23 protein-coding genes are annotated in these 20,304 nt (G+C 67.5%); 12 read left to right on the top strand and 11 right to left on the bottom strand.

All coding sequences use genetic code 11. The annotated features are described in order from the left end of the window. The first annotated feature begins 97 nt into the window (after positions 1-97). Genes OG921_RS10695 through OG921_RS10685 form a run of 3 tightly spaced genes read left to right on the top strand, consistent with a single transcriptional unit; the run spans position 98 to position 2,972 of the window. A complete protein-coding gene (locus OG921_RS10695) occupies positions 98-1,183 on the top strand; it encodes a Re/Si-specific NAD(P)(+) transhydrogenase subunit alpha (RefSeq protein ID WP_266112787.1) in 1,086 nt (361 codons plus the stop codon). A gap of 5 nt (positions 1,184-1,188) precedes the next feature. Continuing rightward, positions 1,189-1,554, top strand: coding sequence for an NAD(P) transhydrogenase subunit alpha (locus OG921_RS10690; RefSeq protein ID WP_266112401.1), 366 nt, complete (start codon positions 1,189-1,191; stop codon positions 1,552-1,554). Then, positions 1,554-2,972 (top strand): NAD(P)(+) transhydrogenase (Re/Si-specific) subunit beta, encoded by a 1,419-nt coding sequence (locus OG921_RS10685; RefSeq protein ID WP_266112400.1) that lies wholly within the window; start codon positions 1,554-1,556, stop codon positions 2,970-2,972. The genes OG921_RS10690 and OG921_RS10685 overlap by 1 nt, the downstream gene beginning before the upstream one ends. A 54-nt stretch (positions 2,973-3,026) precedes the next feature. Here OG921_RS10685 and OG921_RS10680 read toward each other — a convergent pair whose 3' ends face one another. Genes OG921_RS10680 through pdhA form a run of 4 tightly spaced genes read right to left on the bottom strand, consistent with a single transcriptional unit; the run spans position 3,027 to position 7,533 of the window. Beyond that, a complete protein-coding gene (locus OG921_RS10680; RefSeq protein ID WP_266112786.1) occupies positions 3,027-4,166 on the bottom strand; it encodes an MFS transporter in 1,140 nt (379 codons plus the stop codon). A 48-nt stretch (positions 4,167-4,214) separates the two neighbouring features. Next, entirely contained in the window at positions 4,215-5,474 is a 1,260-nt protein-coding gene (locus OG921_RS10675; RefSeq protein WP_266112399.1) for a dihydrolipoamide acetyltransferase family protein, read from the bottom strand. A gap of 8 nt (positions 5,475-5,482) precedes the next feature. Further along, positions 5,483-6,454, bottom strand: a complete 972-nt coding sequence (locus OG921_RS10670) for an alpha-ketoacid dehydrogenase subunit beta (RefSeq protein WP_266112785.1) — start codon at positions 6,452-6,454, stop codon at positions 5,483-5,485. Continuing rightward, positions 6,454-7,533, bottom strand: a complete 1,080-nt coding sequence (gene pdhA / locus OG921_RS10665; RefSeq protein WP_266112397.1) for a pyruvate dehydrogenase (acetyl-transferring) E1 component subunit alpha — start codon at positions 7,531-7,533, stop codon at positions 6,454-6,456. Before pdhA ends, OG921_RS10670 begins: the two co-directional genes overlap by 1 nt. 176 nt (positions 7,534-7,709) lie before the next feature. Here pdhA and OG921_RS10660 point away from each other — a divergent pair, with 176 nt between their 5' ends. Then, positions 7,710-8,192 carry an Lrp/AsnC family transcriptional regulator gene (locus OG921_RS10660; protein WP_266112395.1) on the top strand — a complete coding sequence of 161 codons (483 nt, stop codon included), beginning with the start codon at positions 7,710-7,712 and terminating at the stop codon, positions 8,190-8,192. Positions 8,193-8,198: 6 nt separating this feature from the next. Here the strand turns inward: OG921_RS10660 and OG921_RS10655 are convergent, their stop codons facing one another. Continuing rightward, positions 8,199-8,573, bottom strand: coding sequence for a DoxX family protein (locus OG921_RS10655; RefSeq protein ID WP_266112394.1), 375 nt, complete (start codon positions 8,571-8,573; stop codon positions 8,199-8,201). 119 nt (positions 8,574-8,692) lie between these two features. Between OG921_RS10655 and OG921_RS10650 the strand changes: the two genes are divergently transcribed. Next, on the top strand, positions 8,693-9,511 hold the full coding sequence (locus OG921_RS10650; protein WP_266112393.1) for an SDR family oxidoreductase: 819 nt from the start codon (positions 8,693-8,695) through the stop codon (positions 9,509-9,511). A gap of 4 nt (positions 9,512-9,515) precedes the next feature. On the opposite strand, the gene OG921_RS10645 is transcribed toward OG921_RS10650, so the two are convergent. Next, entirely contained in the window at positions 9,516-9,971 is a 456-nt protein-coding gene (locus OG921_RS10645; protein ID WP_266112392.1) for a thioesterase family protein, read from the bottom strand. Positions 9,972-10,012: 41 nt separating this feature from the next. Between OG921_RS10645 and OG921_RS10640 the strand changes: the two genes are divergently transcribed. Continuing rightward, a complete protein-coding gene (locus tag OG921_RS10640; RefSeq protein WP_266112391.1) occupies positions 10,013-10,522 on the top strand; it encodes an O-acetyl-ADP-ribose deacetylase in 510 nt (169 codons plus the stop codon). Further along, entirely contained in the window at positions 10,519-11,367 is an 849-nt protein-coding gene (locus tag OG921_RS10635) for a sulfurtransferase (protein WP_266112390.1), read from the top strand. The genes OG921_RS10640 and OG921_RS10635 overlap by 4 nt, the downstream gene beginning before the upstream one ends. Positions 11,368-11,375: 8 nt before the next feature. On the opposite strand, the gene OG921_RS10630 is transcribed toward OG921_RS10635, so the two are convergent. The 4 genes from OG921_RS10630 to OG921_RS10615 all read right to left on the bottom strand — a co-directional run bounded on the left by OG921_RS10630 (position 11,376) and on the right by OG921_RS10615 (position 13,581). Further along, the gene (locus tag OG921_RS10630) at positions 11,376-12,206 is read right to left on the bottom strand and encodes a shikimate 5-dehydrogenase (RefSeq protein WP_266112389.1); all 831 of its coding nucleotides are present in this window, start codon (positions 12,204-12,206) and stop codon (positions 11,376-11,378) included. Between the two features lie 44 nt (positions 12,207-12,250). Further along, a complete protein-coding gene (locus OG921_RS10625) occupies positions 12,251-12,631 on the bottom strand; it encodes a type II toxin-antitoxin system VapC family toxin (protein WP_266112388.1) in 381 nt (126 codons plus the stop codon). Beyond that, positions 12,628-12,822, bottom strand: coding sequence for a type II toxin-antitoxin system VapB family antitoxin (locus OG921_RS10620; RefSeq protein WP_266112387.1), 195 nt, complete (start codon positions 12,820-12,822; stop codon positions 12,628-12,630). The genes OG921_RS10625 and OG921_RS10620 overlap by 4 nt, the downstream gene beginning before the upstream one ends. Positions 12,823-12,888: 66 nt before the next feature. Beyond that, a complete protein-coding gene (locus OG921_RS10615; RefSeq protein ID WP_266112784.1) occupies positions 12,889-13,581 on the bottom strand; it encodes an HNH endonuclease family protein in 693 nt (230 codons plus the stop codon). A 172-nt stretch (positions 13,582-13,753) separates the two neighbouring features. Between OG921_RS10615 and OG921_RS10610 the strand changes: the two genes are divergently transcribed. The 4 genes from OG921_RS10610 to OG921_RS10595 are packed head-to-tail and all read left to right on the top strand — an operon-like array spanning position 13,754 to position 18,174. After that, positions 13,754-14,185 (top strand): PPOX class F420-dependent oxidoreductase, encoded by a 432-nt coding sequence (locus OG921_RS10610; RefSeq protein ID WP_266112386.1) that lies wholly within the window; start codon positions 13,754-13,756, stop codon positions 14,183-14,185. Between the two features lie 5 nt (positions 14,186-14,190). Beyond that, positions 14,191-14,577 (top strand): YciI family protein, encoded by a 387-nt coding sequence (locus OG921_RS10605; RefSeq protein ID WP_266112783.1) that lies wholly within the window; start codon positions 14,191-14,193, stop codon positions 14,575-14,577. Positions 14,578-14,599: 22 nt separating this feature from the next. Then, a complete protein-coding gene (locus tag OG921_RS10600; RefSeq protein ID WP_266112385.1) occupies positions 14,600-17,413 on the top strand; it encodes a DEAD/DEAH box helicase in 2,814 nt (937 codons plus the stop codon). Continuing rightward, positions 17,410-18,174, top strand: a complete 765-nt coding sequence (locus OG921_RS10595; protein WP_266112384.1) for an SWIM zinc finger family protein — start codon at positions 17,410-17,412, stop codon at positions 18,172-18,174. The genes OG921_RS10600 and OG921_RS10595 overlap by 4 nt, the downstream gene beginning before the upstream one ends. On the opposite strand, the gene OG921_RS10590 is transcribed toward OG921_RS10595, so the two are convergent. Beyond that, positions 18,171-18,647, bottom strand: a complete 477-nt coding sequence (locus OG921_RS10590) for a DUF4334 domain-containing protein (protein ID WP_266112383.1) — start codon at positions 18,645-18,647, stop codon at positions 18,171-18,173. The genes OG921_RS10595 and OG921_RS10590 overlap by 4 nt on opposite strands. A gap of 147 nt (positions 18,648-18,794) precedes the next feature. On the opposite strand from OG921_RS10590, the gene OG921_RS10585 reads away from it, so the two are divergent. After that, on the top strand, positions 18,795-20,297 hold the full coding sequence (locus tag OG921_RS10585; protein WP_266112382.1) for a CoA-acylating methylmalonate-semialdehyde dehydrogenase: 1,503 nt from the start codon (positions 18,795-18,797) through the stop codon (positions 20,295-20,297). Positions 20,298-20,304 lie beyond the last annotated feature (7 nt).

Genomic DNA, 20,304 nt, shown 5'->3' with positions numbered 1-20,304 from the left:
GTAGGGTCTATGACTTTGAGGGGTGGACAACTTAGTACCGCGAAACCAGGGGAAGTCGAAAGCTGTGGAGACAACCGATCCGGTGTTGGAAGGTGTGATTGTGAACCGTCCGAGTGTCGGGGTAGTGCGCGAGACCGCCGATGGTGAGCGTCGCGTTGCCCTCGTGCCCAAGATCGTGTCGGGCCTGGTCGGCAAGGGGGTCGACGTGGTCGTCGAGTCCGGGGCGGGTGTGGGGGCGTTGATTCCCGACGAGCTGTTCACCGCGGCGGGGGCGAGTATCGGTGATGCGTGGTCGGCGGATGTGGTGGTGAAGGTGGCGCCACCGACGCAGGAGGAGACCGCCCGGCTCTCGGGCGGTCAGACGCTGATCGGGTTTCTCGCGCCGCGCAACGCCGACACCAAGATCGGTGCCCTGAAGTCGGCGGGCGTGCAGGCGTTCGCGGTGGAGGCGATTCCGCGGATCTCGCGCGCACAGGTGATGGATGCGCTGTCCTCGCAGGCGAACGTCGCCGGGTACAAGGCGGTTCTGCTGGCGGCGTCGGAGTCGACGCGCTTCTTCCCGATGCTCACCACCGCGGCGGGGACGGTGAAGCCGGCGACTGTGCTGGTGCTCGGCGTCGGTGTCGCCGGCCTGCAGGCGTTGGCGACCGCGAAGCGGCTCGGTGGCCGTCCGACCGGGTATGACGTGCGACCGGAGGTGGCCGATCAGGTGCGTTCGGTCGGCGCGCAGTGGCTCGATCTCGGTATCGACGCCGCGGGTGAGGGCGGCTATGCGCGCGAACTCACCGAAGACGAACGCGCGCAGCAGCAGCAGGCGCTCGAGGATGCGATCAAGAAGTTCGACGTCGTCATCACCACCGCACTCGTGCCGGGCCGACCCGCGCCGCGGCTGGTGACCGCAGCGGCAGTGGAGGGCATGAAGCCGGGCAGTGTGATCGTCGACCTCGCCGGTGAGACCGGCGGCAACTGCGAGCTCACCGAGCCGGGCCGGACGGTCGTCAAGCACGACGTGACCATCTGCTCGCCGCTGAACCTGCCCGCGACGATGCCCGAGCATGCCTCGGAGCTGTACGCGAAGAACATCTCGGCATTGCTCGAGCTGATGTTGGTGGACGGCAAGCTCGCCCCCGATTTCTCCGATCAGGTGCTCGCCGATTCCTGTGTCACCCGAGAGGGGAACTGATTCCGATGTATGACGAACTTCTCGCGAACATCGCGATCCTGGTGTTGTCCGGGTTCGTCGGGTTCGCCGTGATTTCCAAGGTGCCCAATACCCTGCATACGCCACTGATGTCGGGCACGAACGCCATCCACGGCATCGTGGTGCTCGGCGCACTCGTGACGTTGGGCCGGATGGAGGACCCGTCGGTAGGGATCCAGATCATCCTGTTCGTCGCGCTGATCTTCGGCACCCTGAACGTGATCGGTGGATTCGTGGTCACCGATCGCATGCTCGGCATGTTCAAGTCGAAGAAGGAAGAACCCGCCAAGGCTCCTGCTGCTGACACCTCGGCTGCCAAGGGTGACGCTGCTGCCGAGGAGGGCTCGCGCTGATGGACTACTTGGTCAACATTCTCTATATCGTCGCGTTCTCGATGTTCATCTACGGTCTGATGGGCCTGACCGGTCCGAAGACCGCGGTGCGCGGCAACCAGATCGCCGCGGTGGGCATGGCGATCGCCGTGATCGCGACGCTGATCGCGATCCGGGACACCAGTCAGTGGATTTTGATCGCGCTCGGCCTGGTCGTCGGTGTCGCGCTTGGCATTCCGCCGGCCAGATACACGAAGATGACGGCGATGCCGCAGCTGGTGGCGCTGTTCAACGGTGTCGGTGGTGGCACGGTCGCGCTCATCGCGTGGGCGGAATTCCTTGACACCAGCGGCTTCTCGAACTTCAAGCACGGCGAGGAACCGACCGCGCACATCATCGTCGGATCACTGTTCGCCGCGATCATCGGTTCGATCTCGTTCTGGGGTTCGCTGGTGGCGTTCGGCAAGTTGCAGGAAATCCTGCCGGGCCGGCCGATCGGGCTCGGCCGGTTGCAGCAGCCCGTGAACCTGCTGTTGCTGATCGTCGCGGTTGGCGCGGCTGTGCTGATCGGCCTCGGCGCGTCCGAGGGCGGGGTGGATCCGTGGTGGATGGTGATCCTGCTGGTCGGCGCCGGCGTGCTCGGGCTGATGGTGGTGCTGCCCATCGGCGGCGCCGATATGCCCGTGGTGATCTCCCTGCTCAACGCACTGACCGGGTTGTCTGCGGCCGCAGCGGGTCTTGCGTTGAACAACACCGCGATGATCGTGGCCGGCATGATTGTCGGCGCGTCCGGCACGATTCTCACCAACCTCATGGCCAAGGCGATGAACCGCTCGATTCCCGCGATCGTCGCCGGCGGGTTCGGCGGCGGCAGCGTTGCGGTGGCCGCAGGCGCCGGCGAACAGCGCCAAGCCAAGGCGACCTCCGCGGCGGACGCGGCCATCCAGATGGCTTACGCCAACCAGGTGATCGTGGTGCCCGGCTACGGCATGGCCGTCGCGCAGGCACAGCATGCCGTCAAGGAGATGGCGTCGCTACTAGAGGCCAAGGGTGTCGAGGTGAAGTACGCGATTCATCCGGTCGCCGGGCGCATGCCGGGCCACATGAACGTGCTGCTCGCCGAAGCCGACGTCGAATACGACGTGATGAAGGAAATGGACGACATCAACGGCGAGTTCAATCGCACCGATGTCGCCCTGGTGATCGGCGCCAACGACGTCACCAACCCGTCCGCGCGGGAAGACGCGTCTTCGCCGATTTACGGCATGCCGGTCCTCAACGTCGATCAGGCCAGGTCGGTAATCGTGCTCAAGCGTTCGATGAACTCCGGATTCGCCGGTATCGACAACCCGCTGTTCTACGCCGATCACACCAGCATGCTGTTCGGCGACGCCAAGAAGTCCGTCGGCGCGGTCACCGAGGAACTCAAGGCGCTCTAACCCCCGCCCACCGCATAGTTGTTCCGGCTCGCAAGGCCGATTTCGCCGGAACAACTATGCGTTCGGTTGCTCCACCACCCGCGCGAAGATCGCGGTGAGCAACACGGCGACGAGTGGTACCACCAGCGCCGAGGTCAGCGGGACGAGTTTGGTCAGCCAGCCGATGATCGCCGGACCGGCGAGCAGGCCGAGGTAGCCCATGGTGAAGACCCGGGACATATTGGTGCCCGGGCTGCCGGACAGGTTGCCCGCTGCGGTGAAGATCTGCGGGACTCCGCCGGACAGGCCGAGGCCGAACAGCGCCCATCCCGCGAGGGTCAGCGCGGGCCACACCGACAGCATCACCATGGTGATCCCCACGGCGGCGATCAGGGTTCCGTAGCGCACCACCCGCATCGGGCCGATTGCTGCGCTGACCCGATCGGCGCCGAACCTGCCGACGGTCATCATCACCGAGAACGCGCCGAACGCCAGCGCGGCAGTGGCATCACTGGTGCCCAGATGCTCCTTGACCTGCAGTGTGCTCCAGTCGGTTGCGACGCCCTCCGACATCAGCAGCGCGAACGCGATCAGCCCGAGGACGAGAATCATCCGCGAGCCGCGGGTGGGCGCGGCGGTATCGGTGTGGCGCTCGGGAACATGGCCGAGCATGCGGGATGTGCACCCGGCGGTGACCGCGAAACCCACCGTCGCAGCGACCAACAACGTCGCGCGCACATCCCAGCCGAGTGCGAGCGTCGCCGCACCGCACAGTGAGCCGGCCAGCCCGCCACAGGAGAACAAGGCATGGAAGGCGGAGAGAATCGGCCGGCCATAGCGCTGCTCGACGTGCACGGCCTGCGCGTTCATCGACACATCGAGCGCGCCGTTGGCGAACCCGAACGCGACCAGCGCCGCACCGAGCGCGACTGCATTGGTGGCGAAGCCGGGCCCGAGCACGGTCGCACACAGGGTGACCGCGGCGACGCCCACGATGGTTCGGCTGCCGAATCGATCCGCGAGCGGCCCCGAGAGTTGCATGCCGATCAATGCGCCGCCCGCCAGGAACAGCAGCAGCATGCCCAGCGTCGCCTTCGATACGTCGGCACGCTCGCTGATCACCGGGATGTGCACGACCCACATCGCCAGCATGAAACCGTTGAGCCCGAAGATCCCGAATACGCCGGCGCGGGCCGCGCGCAGATCGGGTGCCACGACGGGAGCAGTCACGCTTGTCCAAGCTAGTCGGCGCCCGCCGAGCCGTCAGAGACGCGTCAGCAACAGTCCCGGGTCGGTCAGCATGGCCGCGACATCGGCGAGGAACTTCGAGGCCTGCTCGCCGTCCACCAAGCGATGGTCGAATGACAGGCCGAGCGTAGTGACCCAGCGTGCGACGACGTCGTCGGTTCCGGGCAGCACCCACGGTCGCTTCGCGAACGTGCCGAGGCACAGGATCGCTGCCTCACCTGGATTGACCATCGGCGTGCCGGTGTCGATTCCGTAGCTGCCGACATTGGTGAGGGTGAACGTGGCGCCGGTGAGGTCGGCGGGTGTCGCGGCGCCCGAGCGGGCGACCTCGATGGTCCGGGTCAGCTCGGCAGCGAGGTCGGGAAGCCTGTGTCGCCCCGCGTCGGCGAGTTTCGGCACGAGCAGGCCGCGCGGGGAGGCGACGGCGATGCCGAGGTTGACGAAGTGGTGCAGCACGATCTCCTGGCTGTCCTCGTCCCAGCGGGAGTTCAGCGTCGGGTGGTCGGCGAGGGCGGCGATCACCGTCTTCGCCACCAGTGCAAGTGGAGTGAGCTTCACGCCGTCGAATGCCGCGGTCGTGCGAAGCCGGTCGAGCAGCTCGACCGACGCGCTGACATCGCAGGTCACGAACTCGGTGACCTGCGGAATGGTCCGCGCGCTCAACGCCATTGCCGCCGCGGTCCGCTTGCGCACCCCCGCAATCGGGATCCGCGTCTCGCGCGCGGACGGTTCGCTCGGAGCGAGGTCGGTGTGCGCCTCGACGTCGTTGAACGTGATCGCGCCGGACGCGCCGGTGCCGATCACCTCGGTCAGGTCGATGCCGAGTTCGCGGGCGCGTTTGCGTGCTGCCGGCACGGCGTCGGGTCGGGCGGGGGCCGCCGTGCCATTCGTCGTTGCGGCAGCGGGCTCCGCAGGCGGGCGCCGGCGTCGCGACACCGGTGCATCGGAGGGCCCGTAGCCGACGAGAACCGCCTGCCGCGCGGTGGTATTCGGTGCAGATTCGGCCGCCGCGGGCGGAGTTGTGCCGGCCGGTGTGTCGGTGGTGATTCGTAGTAGGGGAGCGCCGACGGCGACGGTGTCGCCCGGCTCGGCGAGCAGTTCGGTCACCGTGCCCGCGAACGGGGACGGCAGTTCGACGAGCGCCTTCGCGGTCTCCACCTCGGCGACGTTCTGGTTCAGCGTGACAACATCGCCGGGCGCGATCGCCCAGGAGACGAGTTCCGCATCGGTGAGCCCTTCGCCGAGATCGGGCAGACAGAATTCCTGCGTCGTCATCCGGGCCCCTAAGCTGCCAGGGTGCGGTCGACCGCGGCCAGGATCCGGTCCGGGTCGGGCAGGTGGTGTTCCTCGAGTTTCGCGGGCGGATAGGGGATGTCGAAGCCGCATACCCGCAGCACGGGCGCCTCGAGCTGGTAGAAGCAGCGTTCCCCGATGCGCGCGGCGATCTCCGCGCCGAGCCCGACGTACCCCGCCGCCTCGTGCACGACCACGAGTCGACCGGTCTTGCGAACAGAGGTCTCGATGGTGTCGAAGTCGATCGGCGCCAGCGAGCGCAGGTCGATCACCTCCAGCGAATGGCCTTCATCGGCAGCGATTTTTGCCGCGGCCGTGGCCGTCGCGACCATGGTGCCGTAGCAGGCGATCGTCGCGTCGGTGCCCGGCACGACGACGCGGGCGCGGTCGAGGGCGAGGTCCGGCGCGGCGTCGAGGTCGACTTCGGCCTTGTCCCAATAGCGCCGCTTGGGTTCGAAGAAGATCACCGGATCCTCGAGCGTGATCGCCTGCTGGATCATCTGATACGCGTCGGCGGGGTTGCTCGGCGCCACGACCCGCAGTCCCGCGGTGTGTGCGAAGTAGGCTTCGGGGGATTCCGAGTGGTGCTCGACGGAGCCGATTCCGCCACCGAACGGGATTCGAATGGTGAGCGGCGCCTTGACCTTTCCCTGTGTGCGGTAATGAATCTTGGCAACTTGGGAGACGATCTGGTCGAACGCCGGGTAGACGAAACCGTCGAACTGGATTTCGCAGACCGGGCGGTATCCGCGCAGCGCCAGACCGAATGCCGTGCCGATGATCCCGGATTCGGCCAGCGGCGTGTCGAGCACTCGGTTGGCGCCGAAATCCTTCTGCAGCGTGTCGGTCACCCGGAACACGCCGCCGAGCGTGCCGACGTCCTCACCCATGATCAGGACCTTCGGGTCGGTCTCCATCGCTTTGCGTAGTCCCGCGTTGAGCGCGGCAGCCATTGTGAGCATCACTGGGCCTCCCCGGCAAGAGAATCGGCGAACACTTCTCGCTCGGCGTCGAGCAGTCGATGCGGTGTGGCGTAAACGTGGTCGAGCATGGTTTGTGGTGCCGGACTTGGCATGTCGATCGTCGCGGCTCGCAGTCGCGCGGCAACTTCGTCGGCATGGGCGGCGACCAGGGCGAGGAAGTCTTCGTCGAGATGGCCTTCGCGATCGAGCAACCTGCGCAGCCGGTCGATCGGGTCGCGCGTTCGCCACAGTTCGAGTTCGGCCGACGAGCGATAGCGGGTCGGGTCGTCGGCGGTCGTGTGTGGGCCCATCCGGTAGGTGATCGCCTCGATGAACGACGGCCCACCGCCGTCCCGGGCACGCCGGACCGCCTGGCGGGTCACCGCGAGTACACCCAGTACGTCGTTCCCGTCCACCTGAATGGACGGAATACCGTATCCCGCAGCACGACTCGCGATCGGCGACGAACTCTGGATCGACACGGGAGCACTGATCGCCCACTGATTGTTCTGGCAGAAGAACACGACCGGTGCCGACCAACTGCTCGCGAACACGAGTGCCTCGGCGATATCGCCCTGACTGGTCGCGCCGTCGCCGAAGTAGGCGACCGTCGCGATCTCGGCGCCGTCCATCTTGGCGCCGAAGGCGTAACCGGTCGCGTGCAGTGCCTGCGCACCGACAACCACTGCCGGGGTGGCGAGGTTGACCGTCGCGGGATCCCAGCCGGAGTGGCCGACACCGCGCCACATGCGCGGCAACGCGATGGGATCGACGCCTCGGCAATACGCCACCGCCGTCTCGCGATAGCTCGGGAACACGTAGTCGTCGGGGTTCAGCGCCCACGCGGAGCCAACCTGCGCAGCCTCCTGGCCGAGAAACGGTGCCCAGAGGCCGAGCTGGCCCTGCCGCTGCAGCGCCGTGGCCTCGGCGTCGATGCGCCGCGACACCACCAGGTCGTCGTAGATGGCTCGAAGGTCCGTCGGCCCGATATCGGCGACGAGCGCGGCGTACTCGCGGTCGAGAACGCGCCGGCCGTCGGGCTGGACCAATTGCACGGGATGAGCATGGGCGTCCGGCATGGCGACCTCCTTCGCTGCGAAAAGCGTGCCTTGTGGGCGCGCTCGGCAGTTGAGCGTGCGCGACTGGTGTGTCGTACTTCACAGGATCCACGAGAATGCGGACTGCGCAAGTCGAAGTCCGCGAGTTGCGCAGAATGCCCGCATATTGGTTACGGTTCGGTGTCATACTGCGTCATATGACCAGTTTGGACGCGACGGATGCCCGACTGCTGATGCTGCTGAGCGAGAACCCGCGTTCGACGGGTGTCGAACTCGCGCAGCGACTCGGTCTGGCCAGGAACACGGTGCAGGCGCGGCTGGCCAGATGGGAGAGTGCCGGGGTCCTCGGCTCGTTCGATCGCCGTGTCGACCCGCGCGCGCTCGGTTACCCGCTCTCGGCCTACGTGGCGACGATTGTCGATCAGCACCGGCTCGACTCGGTGGTCGCCGAACTCGCCGAGCTTCCGGAGGTGACCGAGGTGTGCGGTATGACGGGCGCGACGGATCTGACCGTGAAGGTGGTCGCCCGCGACGCCGACGATCTGTACCGGATCGCGGGTCGGATCCTGCGCATCCCGGGCGTGGAGCGCACGAACATGGGTCTGGTCATGCGTGAGCTGGTCGGCCCCCGGACCACGCCGTTGCTCGCCCGGCTCGCGCAGGAGCAACGCGGCAGCTGATTCGGCTCACCAGAACTGGTAGACGAGCAGCACAACAAGGGTCAGCACCGCGAACCCCAGCCCGCCGGCGGTGTTCAGTGCCCAGTTGCGAATGTCGGGATTGCCGAAATCGCCATACATGAAGTGGAACGCGACGGCCCAACCGAACAGCATTACGACCAGCGCTGCGGCGGCGATGCCCACCGGATTCCAGAACAGCCCCGCCATCAGGCCCACGACCGCGATCAGATTTCCGACACCGAGTCCGCGCACGACCATTGGACCCAGGCCGCGGCTGAGCAGGAACCTCGACGCCAGCCCCCGCACCTGCACCTCGGGGATGCCGTACGCCAACGCCATCAACGCGAGGATGACGGAGCAGACGACGGCGGCGATTTGCATGTCTGCTTCCTACCACTAGTTCCGCGCGGACAAGAGCGGCAAACCGTAGGGTTCGGCAGAATCTCGCCGCGAGTGGCATCGGGGTTCTCGGCCCGTGCGGCAGCCGTTAACCTCGCCGAATGGATATCGCAGGCAAAGTCGCCGTGGTCACCGGTGCGGGTGCGGGTATCGGCGCAGCCATCGCTCGTGGAGTGGCCCGCAGCGGGGCGCGCGTCGTGGTCGCCGACCTCGACGGCGCCGGTGCACGCAGCGTCGTCGCCGAGATCGACGCCCAGCACTCCGGCCACGCGCTCGCCTTCGAAGGAGATGTGTCCGACGAACGCGTGATCGTCGAACTCGTCGACCGCGCCGAAGCGGAGTTCGGCCCGGTGAACCTGTACTTCGCGAACGCCGGTGTCACCGGCGGGCCTGGACTCGACAGCACCGAGGAGCAGTGGGCGGCCGCCTTCGGAGTCAACGTCATGGCACACGTACGGGCCGCCCGCGTCGTCGTGCCACGCTGGCTCGAACGCGGTGGCGGCTACTTCGTCTCGACCGCATCCGCCGCCGGTCTGCTCACCCAGCTGGGGTCGGCGCCGTATGCGGTGTCCAAGCATGCCGCGGTCGGGTTCGCGGAATGGCTTTCGGTGACCTATGGGGATCGCGGAATCGCCGTGAGTTGTCTGTGCCCGATGGGCGTGGAGACGGCGTTGTTGCGGTCCGGGTTCCACACCGGTTCGGCCGACGCCGAACTCGCGTCCCGAGCGGTCACGTCGTCCGGCGCGGTGCTCGCACCCGACGATGTCGCGAACGACGTGCTGGCCGCGATCGCCGAGGAGCGTTTTCTGATCCTGCCGCATCCGGAGGTGGGGGAGTTCTTCCGGCACAAGGCCGGTGACTACGAGCGATGGCTCGCGGGCATGCGCCGGTACCAGGCAGCGCTGGTCGGCGATCGCTGACCCGTCAGTCTCGAACGAGGCCGGCCGCGGCCGTGCGGATCGCGGCCGGAAGCTCCACCGGTCGACGAGTGTCGCGGTCGACGTACACGTGCACGAAGCGCCCGGTGGCGGCAGGTGTGAGCGACCCATCGCCTGCTTCGCGGAAGATCGCGAGGGCGTAGACGATGCTGCGCTTGCCGAGGCGTTCGACCGCGAGCCCGACGCGGAGCCGATCGGGAAAGCTGAGTTCGCTCAGGTAACGACACGACGTCTCGGCGACGATGCCGATCGCGGGTAGGTCGCGGATGTCGGTTCCGGTTGCCTCGATCAACCAGGCGTTCACCGCGGTATCGAAGTACGAGTAGTAGGCGACGTTGTTGACGTGGCCGTAGTGGTCGTTGTCGGACCAGCGGGTCGGCACCGGCCAGAGCAGGGGGTAGTCGTCGGCTTGCACTGTGGTTGTTTCCGATCCGGCGCTCACTCGCCTGACGATAGTGCGCGCAGCGCGGCATGATGGTCGCCGTGACCGACATCGAAGTCGTCCAGGGCGACATCACCAAAATCAATGTCGATGCGATCGTCAACGCGGCGAACTCCGGCCTGCTCGGCGGGGGTGGCGTGGACGGCGCGATCCACCGGGCCGGGGGGCCGGACATCCTCGCAGAATGCCGAGAGTTGCGTGCCAGCACGTATCCAGATGGGCTGCCCACGGGTGATGCGGTTGCCACGACCGCGGGTCGACTGCCTGCCCGTTGGGTGATCCATACGGTCGGGCCGGTCTACTCGAAGAGCGAGGACCGCTCCGCGCTGCTGCGATCGGCTTACACCCGCAGTCTCGAGGTCGCCGATTCGCTCGGCGCACGGACCGTGGCATTCCCACTGATTTCCTCCGGTGTGTACGGGTGGCCCGCCGGCGACGCGGCGCATCAGGCGGTCACCGCCGTGCGCGGCACGCGGACGTCGGTCTCGACGGTGACGTTCGTTGCCTTCGGCGCCGCCATGGCCGAGCTGCTTCACAACGAATTATCATGAGCGACAACGACGATCGGTCCCGCTCGGATGTGCTGACCACCGTGGAAGAGTTGCGCGCGGCGGCCACCGTCCCCGTGGTACTGGATGTACGCTGGGCGCTCGGCGATCCGAATGGACGGCGCCACTATCTGGCGGGCCACATCCCGGGCGCGGTCTACGTCGATTTGGACACGGAATTGGCAGAGCCGCCTTCGCCTGCAGCGGGGCGGCACCCATTGCCGTCGCCGAGCGACCTGCAAGCCGCGGCGAGGCGGTGGGGGATTCGCGCCGCGAGTCCGGTAGTCGTGTACGACGCGGTCGGCGGCACCTCTGCCGCGCGCGCCTGGTGGCTGCTGCGTTGGGGCGGGCTGCGCGATGTGCGCATTCTCGATGGCGGCTGGACGGCATGGCAGGCGAGCGGCGCCGCGGTGGCGAGTGGAGAAGAGGTGGTCCGCGAGGCGGGTGACGTGACGCTGCGTGGCGGTGGGCTACCGGTAATCGACGGCGATGCGGCCGCGGCTTGGCCGACTCGCGGTGTGCTGCTCGATGCGCGTGCGGCGGAGCGGTTCCGCGGTGAGCTGGAACCGGTCGATCCGCGCGCCGGTCACATTCCTGGGGCACGCAGCGCACCGACCACGGCGAACCTCGCCGAGGACGGCCGTTTTCGCTCGACCGAGGAACTGCGCACGAGATTCTCGGAACTCGCCGCGGACCGGCCGGTCGCCGTCTACTGCGGGTCGGGAGTGACGGCGGCGCATCAGGTCGCGGCGCTCGCGGTCGCGGGGATCGACGCGGCGCTGTACCCCGGCTCGTGGTCGCAGTGGTCCAACGACCCGGATCGGCCGGTGGCGACCGGGCCGGAGTGACACCGGGTTCAGCCCGCGGCGCGCGAGTACTCCGAGGCGCGGTCGATCTGCTCGCGCGTGGGCCGCACTCCGGTGTAGAGGGCGAACTGTTCGGCGGCCTGCAGGGCAATCACCTCGGCGCCGGTGATCACCGTCTTGCCGGCTTGCCCGGCGGTGTGGACCAGGGGCGTGTGGGGTGGCTTCGCGACCACGTCGAAGACCGCGGACGCGGCGGCCACGGCGTCCGCCGTGAACGGTATCGCGCCGGCCTCCGGTCCACCCTCCATCCCGATCGGGGTCGCGTTGAGCAGCAGGTCGGGCCGCGCGTCCGCGAGTTCGGGCGCCCAGTCGAAGCCGTACTTGTCGGCAAGTGCCTGTCCCGCTTCACGATTGCGCGCGACCACGGTGCCGCGAGTGAACCCGGAGTCGCGCAGTGCGGCGACGACCGCCTTCGCCATTCCGCCACTGCCGGCGATCGCGAACGAGTACTCGGTTGGCAGTGCGTGCTCGGTGAGCAGGTCGGCCACCGCCTGGTAGTCGGTGTTGTAGGCGTGCAGTGTGCCCGACTCGTTCACAATGGTGTTCACCGACTCGATCGCCACGGCGGAGTCGTGCATAACATCGACGAGTTCGATGACGTCTTCCTTGTAGGGCATCGAAATCGCACACCCACGGATGCCGAGCGCGCGGATGCCGCCGACTGCCGCGGCGAGATCGGTTGTGGTGAAAGCCTTGTAGAGATAGTTGAGCCCGAGCTCGTTGTACAGATAGTTGTGAAACCGCGTGCCGAAGTTGCTCGGCCGGGCGGCCAGCGACATGCACAGGGTGGTGTCCTTGTCGATACTGCGCGAGTGGTCCACGGTCTCCACGCTAGAACGTGCGCGGCTGCTGCCGTCGTGGTTTGTCAGGGTGAACCTGCGTCCCGGTCGTAACGCATCCCCAGACGGTCGGCCGCTGCCGCCAATCGTCGGTCCCGTGTCCAGAGCCGAGCGCCGGGAGTCAGTCGGGTGGACGCGAGCAGCTGTGCATCGACATATCCGATCCCACTGCCAGTCAGCGATTCGTGTTCGATCATGAACAGGACCTCGTCCGCTTCGGCCTCTGCAGACTGTGGCAACCTCCGCAGCAGCCCGAGTATCTCGATACGGTTCGTGAGATTGCCGAGAGCGAGTTCGCCAATGACCCAGGGATGCACCAGGACTGCGGCCGCGTCGAGCGAGTGGACGAGGCTGGGAAGTCCCGATCGCAGGTGTTCGATCCAGACCGACGTATCGACGAGTATCAAGCGCCGGTCCGGCGGCGAGGTGGTGCGGCTGCCTCGGGTTGCGTCCCACCCAAACGCGCGAGGCGCCGGGCACTTTCTCGTTCGATGAGCGCGCGCAATGCTTCGCGAACGAGCGCGGTCTTCTCGGTGGTCCCGGTCAACCGAGTGGCCTCGGCAACGAGGTCGTCGTCGAGCGCGAGAGTTGTACGCACGCCACCTCCCAATTCATCAATTTGCGCATCAAGTGATGTCATTCTACGTGCCTTCCCTGTCGCCCGTCATGGATCGCACCCCGCAGCCACCCGCAGCAACGCCTCCCGGTCCCCCGCGGTGACGGGCAGTCCGTACCGCACCGCCACGGTCAGATATTTGCCCGCGTAGAAGCAGTGGTAGGCGGGGTTGGGTGGGAGCCAGTCCGCGGGGGTGCGATCACCCTTCGATTGGTTCACCGAGCCGGTGACTGCGAGCAGGTTCGCGGCGACGTCGTTGGCGAAGCGCCGACGCTGCTCGACCGGCCAGGCCCCGGCACCCATGTCCCACGCGGCAGCCAGCGGATACACGTGGTCGATCTGCACATCGCCGGCGCGCGCCTTATCGAACCCGACGCTGCGTCCGGTGTAGGGGTCGGCCAGCCGGCCGGCGACGACCACGCAGGCTCGGGTGCCGTCGCGGTACGTGACCGCGGTGAGCTGGACGGCCAACACGTCGTTGCGGGTGTCGCAGCCGTCGTGACCGCCGGGGGCATCGGTGTCGTCGGTCCACGTGGGTCCGAAAACGCACGCTTGGCCCGCGCCGCACCCGCGTTGGTAGCCGCCGGGATGTGGCCGCGCGGCGATGACACCGACCGCCGTGAGGAGTTGTTCGACCTGGGTACGGGAGGGGCTGCCCGGCGCGGGCGTCACGTCGGTGCCGACCAACCCGCATCCAGCGACCAGGCACGCAGCCACCATGGTCGACGACCACATGAGCATCCCCCGAAGCACGAACGCAGTGTGCCCGTTCGCACCGACAGACTCCGGCAGCGTGGCGCGTCGGGCAGGATGAGACCGGACCGCGCGAGGCGATACCAATGGGCGCTCCGCAGGCTCCGCGCCGTACGGTGCCGATGGGCGCTCCGCAGGCTCCGCGCCGAGAGGAGAACGAATGTCGTTCACCGAGGACGAGATCGCGTTCCTGCGCTCGCAGCCGCTGGCCCGGGTCGCAACCGTCGGGCCCGATGGACAACCAGACGTCGTGCCGCTCGCCTTCGAGTTCGACGGCACGTATTTCTGGGTGGGCGGCGTCGGTGACGACGTGCTCCGCACCCGCAAGTTCCGCAATGTCGAGGCGGGCAACCCGAAGATCTCGCTCGTGTTCGACGAGTTGTTGTCGCTCGATCCGTTCGCGGCGCGCTGCCTGCGGGTCTACGGTCGCGCAGAGGAGGCCGTGCAGCGGGTCGGCCTCGTCGGCCCCGGCTGGTACATGCGAATTACGCCGACCATCTCGTGGAGCTGGAATCTGGCGGGCGACCCGGCCGCCGAACACTGGTACGAGCCACGGAGAACCGTGCACGCCGATCCGGAGGAGCCGAAGTGAAGTACATGCTGTTGATGACGGGAACCGCGGCGGACATGGCGGAGACGATGTCGTCGCTGACGCCGGACGAGTTGATGGATCATGTCCGGTTCATGCACGACCTCAACGAACGCTTGGCGGAGTCCGGCGAACTGGTCGACGCACAGGGATTGACCGGGCCGGAGGACGCACGGCTGGTGCAGGCCCAGCCCGACGGCGCCGTGCTGGTCACCGACGGCCCCTTTCCCGAGTCCAAGGAGTTCCTCGCCGGATACTGGGTGCTCGACTGCGAAAGCCCGGAACGGGTGTACGAGATCGCCGGATACATTTCGACCGCTCCCGGCAAGGACAGCGCGCCGCTGAACTTCGCCGTGGAAGTGCGACCGATCGGGCTGGCGCCGGAGCCGCAGTAGCTGCACCTGGTTGGATGGTGCGATGCTGCATGGGCTCTGGTCGCCGGGGGCGGGCCTGCTGCTGTGGCGGGACGAGATCGAGGGCCCGCCGCTGTCCGAGGCGTTCGCCGCGCTGACGCGTGCGCGATTCCGGCATCGCGTGGAGGTTCTGGTGCCCGGCGGGGCCGGTGTGGAAACCGTCGAACTACCTGCTCGGGCGCTCGCACCGCATGCGGCCGCGGAAGTGTTGTTGCAGCGCGGATCCCGCGCCGGGCAGTCCGGCGATCTGCGCTATCTCGCCCATGTTGCCCGGGGGATAGAACGCTGGGTGGCGGCCGGCCGGGTCGTCCCGGAGGTCCATCGGGCGGAGGGCCAATGGTGGACGCGGTGGCGGCTGCTCGGCGGCGAACGGCAACGCGCCTGGCTCGCGGAGTTGGCAGTCGCGATGCCCGCGGTGCAGCGTGCACAAGGTCCGGCGTCCGCGGTGCTGGCCGATCTGGTTGCGGAGCTGACCGATCCGGTGGTGCGGCTGCGGCTGGCCGAGACCGGTGCCCAGGAGTGGTCCGATCATCCGCTCACGCAGTCGCTGTTCACGCACGAGCCGCTCGAGGTGGGCAGCCACGCGGTGGGCCGGACCCTCGAGCAGTGGCGGACCAGTCTCACGGTCGACGAACCCGAACTGGTGCTGCGGCTGCTCGAGCCCGACGAGGTGGACGACGACGCGGACCCGGCTGCGGTGTTCTGGCGACTGGAGGTGTGCCTTCGGCCCGAAGGTGAAGCACCGCAACCGATTGCGATGCGCAGCGCCGATGCGGAGTTACTGCGGATCGCGGGCCGCAAGCTTGGTGAGGCGATGGCCGTGTACCCGCGGCTGCGCGATGTTCCCAGCGATTCGGCGAGCCTGGACCTGTTGCTGCCGACCGCCGTTGTCACCGATCTCGTCACGCACGGTGCGATGGCGCTGCGCGAGGCCGGGGTGAACGTGTTGCTGCCGCGCGCGTGGAACCGCCTCGCGCCCTCGCTCCGGCTGCGGGTGCAGACCCCCGCGGTGACCACCGAGGGTGGCACGTCGGTCGGCATGAACGAACTCGTCGGCTACGACTGGGAACTCGCGCTCGGCGACTCGGTGCTCACCCACGACGAGATGGAGCGGCTCGCGCGCGCGAAGGCCGACCTGGTTCGGCTTCGTGGGCAGTGGGTGCAGGCCGACCATGTCGTGCTCGCCCGTGCCGCCCGCTATGTCGCCGGCCACGACGAGAAGACCGAGACGACGTTGGGCGAGTTGATCGGTGAACTCACCGCGGCGCACGCACCGCCGTTGCCGGTCGACGAAGTGACTGCGACGGGGTGGGTGCGTAGCCTGCTCGATCCGCAGGAACCGCCCGCCGAAGTTCCGGTACCGGCCGAACTCGATGCGGAACTGCGGCCGTATCAGCTGCGCGGACTGAACTGGCTCGCCGCGATGAGCCGCCTTGGCCTGGGCGCTGTCCTCGCCGACGATATGGGCCTGGGCAAGACCGTGCAGCTGCTCGCGCTGCTCGCGCACGAGAAGAACACGGCGAACGGGAATCCGACATTGCTGGTCTGCCCGATGTCGGTGGTCGGCAACTGGCAGCGAGAGGCGCAGCGTTTCGTGCCCTCGCTGCGGGTGCTGGTGCATCACGGGCCGGGACGTCGGCAGGGCGGGTCACTGGCCCACGCCGTCGCGCAGCACGATCTGGTGGTCACCACGTACGCGATTGCGGCCCGCGACGTCGAGCAATTGCGCGAACTGACTTGGGACCGAGTCGTTCTCGACGAGGCGCAACACGTCAAGAACTCGGCGACGGCACAGTCGCGTGCGGTCCGGTCGATTCCGGCCCGGCACCGGCTCGCGCTCACCGGCACCCCGGTGGAGAACCGGCTCGAGGAGTTGCGGTCGATCCTCGACTTCGCGAATCCGAAGATGCTCGGTAGTGCCCAGTCCTTCCGCGCCCGCTTCGCGGTGCCGATCGAGCGCGATCACGACGAGACGGCGACAGCACGATTGCGCACGGCCACTGCGCCTTTCGTGCTGCGCCGAGTGAAGACCGATCCGCACGTGATTTCGGATCTGCCGGAGAAGTTCGAGATGACCGTGCGCGCCAACCTCACCGCCGAGCAGGCGTCGCTCTACAAGGCCGTGGTGGAGGAGATGCTGCGCCAGATCGAAGAGTCCGAGGGCATCGGCCGCAAAGGTGCCGTGCTCGCCGCGCTCACCCGGCTCAAGCAGGTATGCAATCACCCCGCGCATTACCTTTCCGACGGGTCGCCTGTGCTGCGCCGCGGGTCACACCGATCCGGCAAGCTCGGCCTGGTCGAAGACGTGCTCGAGTCGGTCCTCGCGGACGGTGAGAAGGCGTTGTTGTTTACCCAGTTTCGCGAGTTCGGCGAGTTGATCGCGCCGTACCTGACCGAACGGTTCGGTACCAGAGTGCCGTTCCTGCACGGCGGCGTGAGCAAGGCGCGCCGCGACGCGATGGTCACCGGCTTCGCCGAACCGGAGGGTCCGCCGATCATGTTGCTCTCGCTCAAGGCCGGTGGTACCGGCCTCAACCTGACGGCCGCGAATCATGTTGTGCACCTGGATCGCTGGTGGAACCCGGCGGTAGAGAACCAGGCCACCGACCGTGCATTCCGAATCGGGCAGCGCCGCGATGTGCAGGTTCGCAAGCTCGTGTGCGTCGGCACGATCGAGGAGCGGATCGATGCGATGCTGAGTGGCAAGCAGGAACTTGCCGATCTCGTCGTCGGGGCGGGGGAGAACTGGGTGACCGAGCTGAGCACCGATGCGCTGCGCGATCTGATGCGCCTCGGCGACGATGCGGTGGGCGAATGAGCCCGCCACGCGACTTCAGCCAGTACGGCAAGCGCCGTCCGGTCCGGGGTGGCGTCGAGTCGTCCAATCGGCGCGGCGCCTTCGGGCGCACCTGGTGGGGTCGCGCATTCGTCGAGGCGATCGAGGAGCACGCCGATCCGGGGCGGCTCACCCGCGGCAAGACCTACGCCCGCGCCGGTCAGGTCGTCGCGATGCGGATCGAGCCTGGCGCGGTCACCGCCGAGGTCCAGGGCAGCCAGCCGCGGCCGTTCACCTCGGTGCTCACGCTGCGCACCTTCGACGACGAGCGGCTCGCCGAACTCGTCGACGTCGTGCGGGGCGCGCCGGGCATGCTGGCCGAAACGGTGTCCGGGTCGCTACCCACCGCGCTCGGTCCGCTGCTGTTGCCGCGCTCGGCCGCCGAACTGGACTTCGACTGCACCTGCCCCGATACCGGCTGGCCGTGCAAACACATTGCGGCGGTCGCCTTCCTCACCGCCGAGCGACTCGACGAGCGCCCGCTCGACATGCTCGTCCTGCGCGGGGTAGACCTCGACGCGCTGATCGCCGGGGTGGAGGACCGGGCAGGCCCGGACCCCGACGACCTCTACGGCGACCGGACCGAGCTACCCGCCCTGCCCGTCGCGGAGTTTCGAGCTGCCTGGGAGGACCTGGATCCGGTGCTGTTGCGTAGGGCGCTGCGGGCGACCGGCGAGGACGAACGCGCCGTCATCGCCGGAGTGCGCGACCTGCAGGCGGTATACCGCCGGCTGCCGGACTAACTCACCCGCTCGAGCAGGAAGTAGTAGTGCTGCCCGTTGTCGAGCACCAACTCGGGCTTACCGTTCATGATGCCCATCAGCGTGCGGTCGTCGACGCGCTTGAAGTGATCGAAGATCGGCGCGCCGTTGTAGACCATCGTCGCGGTCACCTCGCCGCGGAACTCGATGTTCCACAGCGTGGCCTCACCGTTGCCGGACTTCTTGTCGGAGTACAGGTTGCCGTCGGCATCGCGGCAGATCAGCGGCTTGGCATCGAAGGCGCTGACGAACGTCTTGCCGAACCAGTTGCTGGCCACCAGCTGGTCGTGCAGCTTGTGGCCGGTCGCGAAGTCGTCGCCCTGCCATTCGCCGAGGATGTCCTCGGCTCGGGCCGGCGCGAGGCGCGCCCACAGGTCATCGAGCTCGGCGGGGGTGACTCCCTCGGGCCGGGCGCGTAGTTCGTCGAATTTCTGCCGTGCAGTGGTGACAACCATGGCTTCGCACTCTCTCACTCGTTCGGTCCCGGAGCAATCGACCTAGACATTGATGGACGTCCAACTATAGGATGCTAGACATCCCAATCTGACGCGGCATCACATGACCGCGCACCCACGCCGTGATTCAACAGAATGGATGAAGCAATGGTTCGACAACTGACGCATTTCGTCGGCGGCAAGCACATCGAGGGCACGTCCGGTCGCTTCGGCGACGTCTTCAGCCCGAACACCGGTGCGGTCCAGGCCCACGTCCCGCTGGCCACCACTGCCGAGGTCGCCGCGGTGGTCGCCAATGCCGCCGAGGCGCAGAAGGAATGGGCGGCATTCAACCCGCAGCGACGCGCGCGGGTGCTGATGAGGTTCCTGGCCCTGGTGCAGGACGAAATGGACTCGCTGGCCGCGCTGCTGTCCTCCGAGCACGGCAAGACCATCCCCGACGCCAAGGGCGACATCCAGCGCGGCCTCGAGGTCATCGAGTTCGCCACCGGTATCCCGCACCTGCTCAAGGGCGAGTACACCGAGGGCGCCGGTGGCGGCATCGATGTCTACTCGATGCGTCAGCCGCTGGGCGTGGTCGCGGGCATCACCCCGTTCAACTTCCCCGCGATGATCCCGCTGTGGAAGGCCGGACCTGCGCTGGCCTGCGGCAACGCCTTCGTGCTCAAGCCCTCCGAGCGCGATCCCTCGGTGCCGCTGCGGCTCGCCGAGCTGTTCCTCGAGGCCGGTCTGCCCGCGGGCGTGTTCAACGTCGTCAACGGCGACAAGGAGGCCGTCGATGCGTTGCTACGCGACGAGCGGATCAAGGCCGTCGGGTTCGTCGGCTCCACCCCCATCGCGCAGTACATCTACGAAACCGCGACGGCCAACGGCAAGCGTGCGCAGTGCTTCGGCGGTGCGAAGAACCACGCGATCGTCATGCCGGATGCCGACCTCGACGATGTCGCCGATCAGCTGATCGGCGCGGGCTACGGCTCGGCCGGTGAGCGCTGCATGGCCATCTCGGTCGCGGTGCCGGTCGGCGAGGAGACCGCCGACAAGCTCGTCGAGAAGCTCACCGAGCGGGTGCACAAGCTCAATGTCGGGCGCAGCGACGAGAAGGGTGCCGACTTCGGTCCCCTGATCACTCGCGAGGCTGTCGAGCGGGTCACCAACTACGTGCAGATCGGTGTCGACGAGGGCGCCGAGTTGGTCGTGGACGGCCGGGGATTCAAGCTCGAGGGATCGGAAAACGGATTCTTCACCGGCGCAACGCTGTTCGACAAGGTGACACCGGACATGCGGATCTACACCGAAGAGATCTTCGGCCCGGTGCTCACCGTGGTGCGCGCGCACGACTACGAGGAGGCGCTGCGACTGCCGAGCGAGCACGAGTTCGGCAACGGCGTCGCGATCTTCACCCGCGATGGTGACACTGCGCGGGACTTCGCGACCCGGGTGCAGGTCGGCATGGTCGGCGTCAATGTCCCGATTCCGGTACCGATCGCGTACCACACCTTCGGTGGCTGGAAGGCGTCCGGTTTCGGCGATCTCAACCAGCACGGACCGGATTCGATCAAGTTCTACACCAAGACCAAGACGGTCACGCAGCGTTGGCCGTCCGGTCTCAAAGAGAACGCCGACCACTTCGTGATCCCGACGATGGACTGAACACCCT

Origin of the sequence: Aldersonia sp. NBC_00410 (assembly GCF_026342035.1) — a bacterium.
Taxonomy (GTDB): domain Bacteria; phylum Actinomycetota; class Actinomycetes; order Mycobacteriales; family Mycobacteriaceae; genus Aldersonia.
The sequence above is the reverse complement of the archived record's forward strand: the minus strand, read 5'-3'. Positions and strand labels throughout refer to the sequence as shown.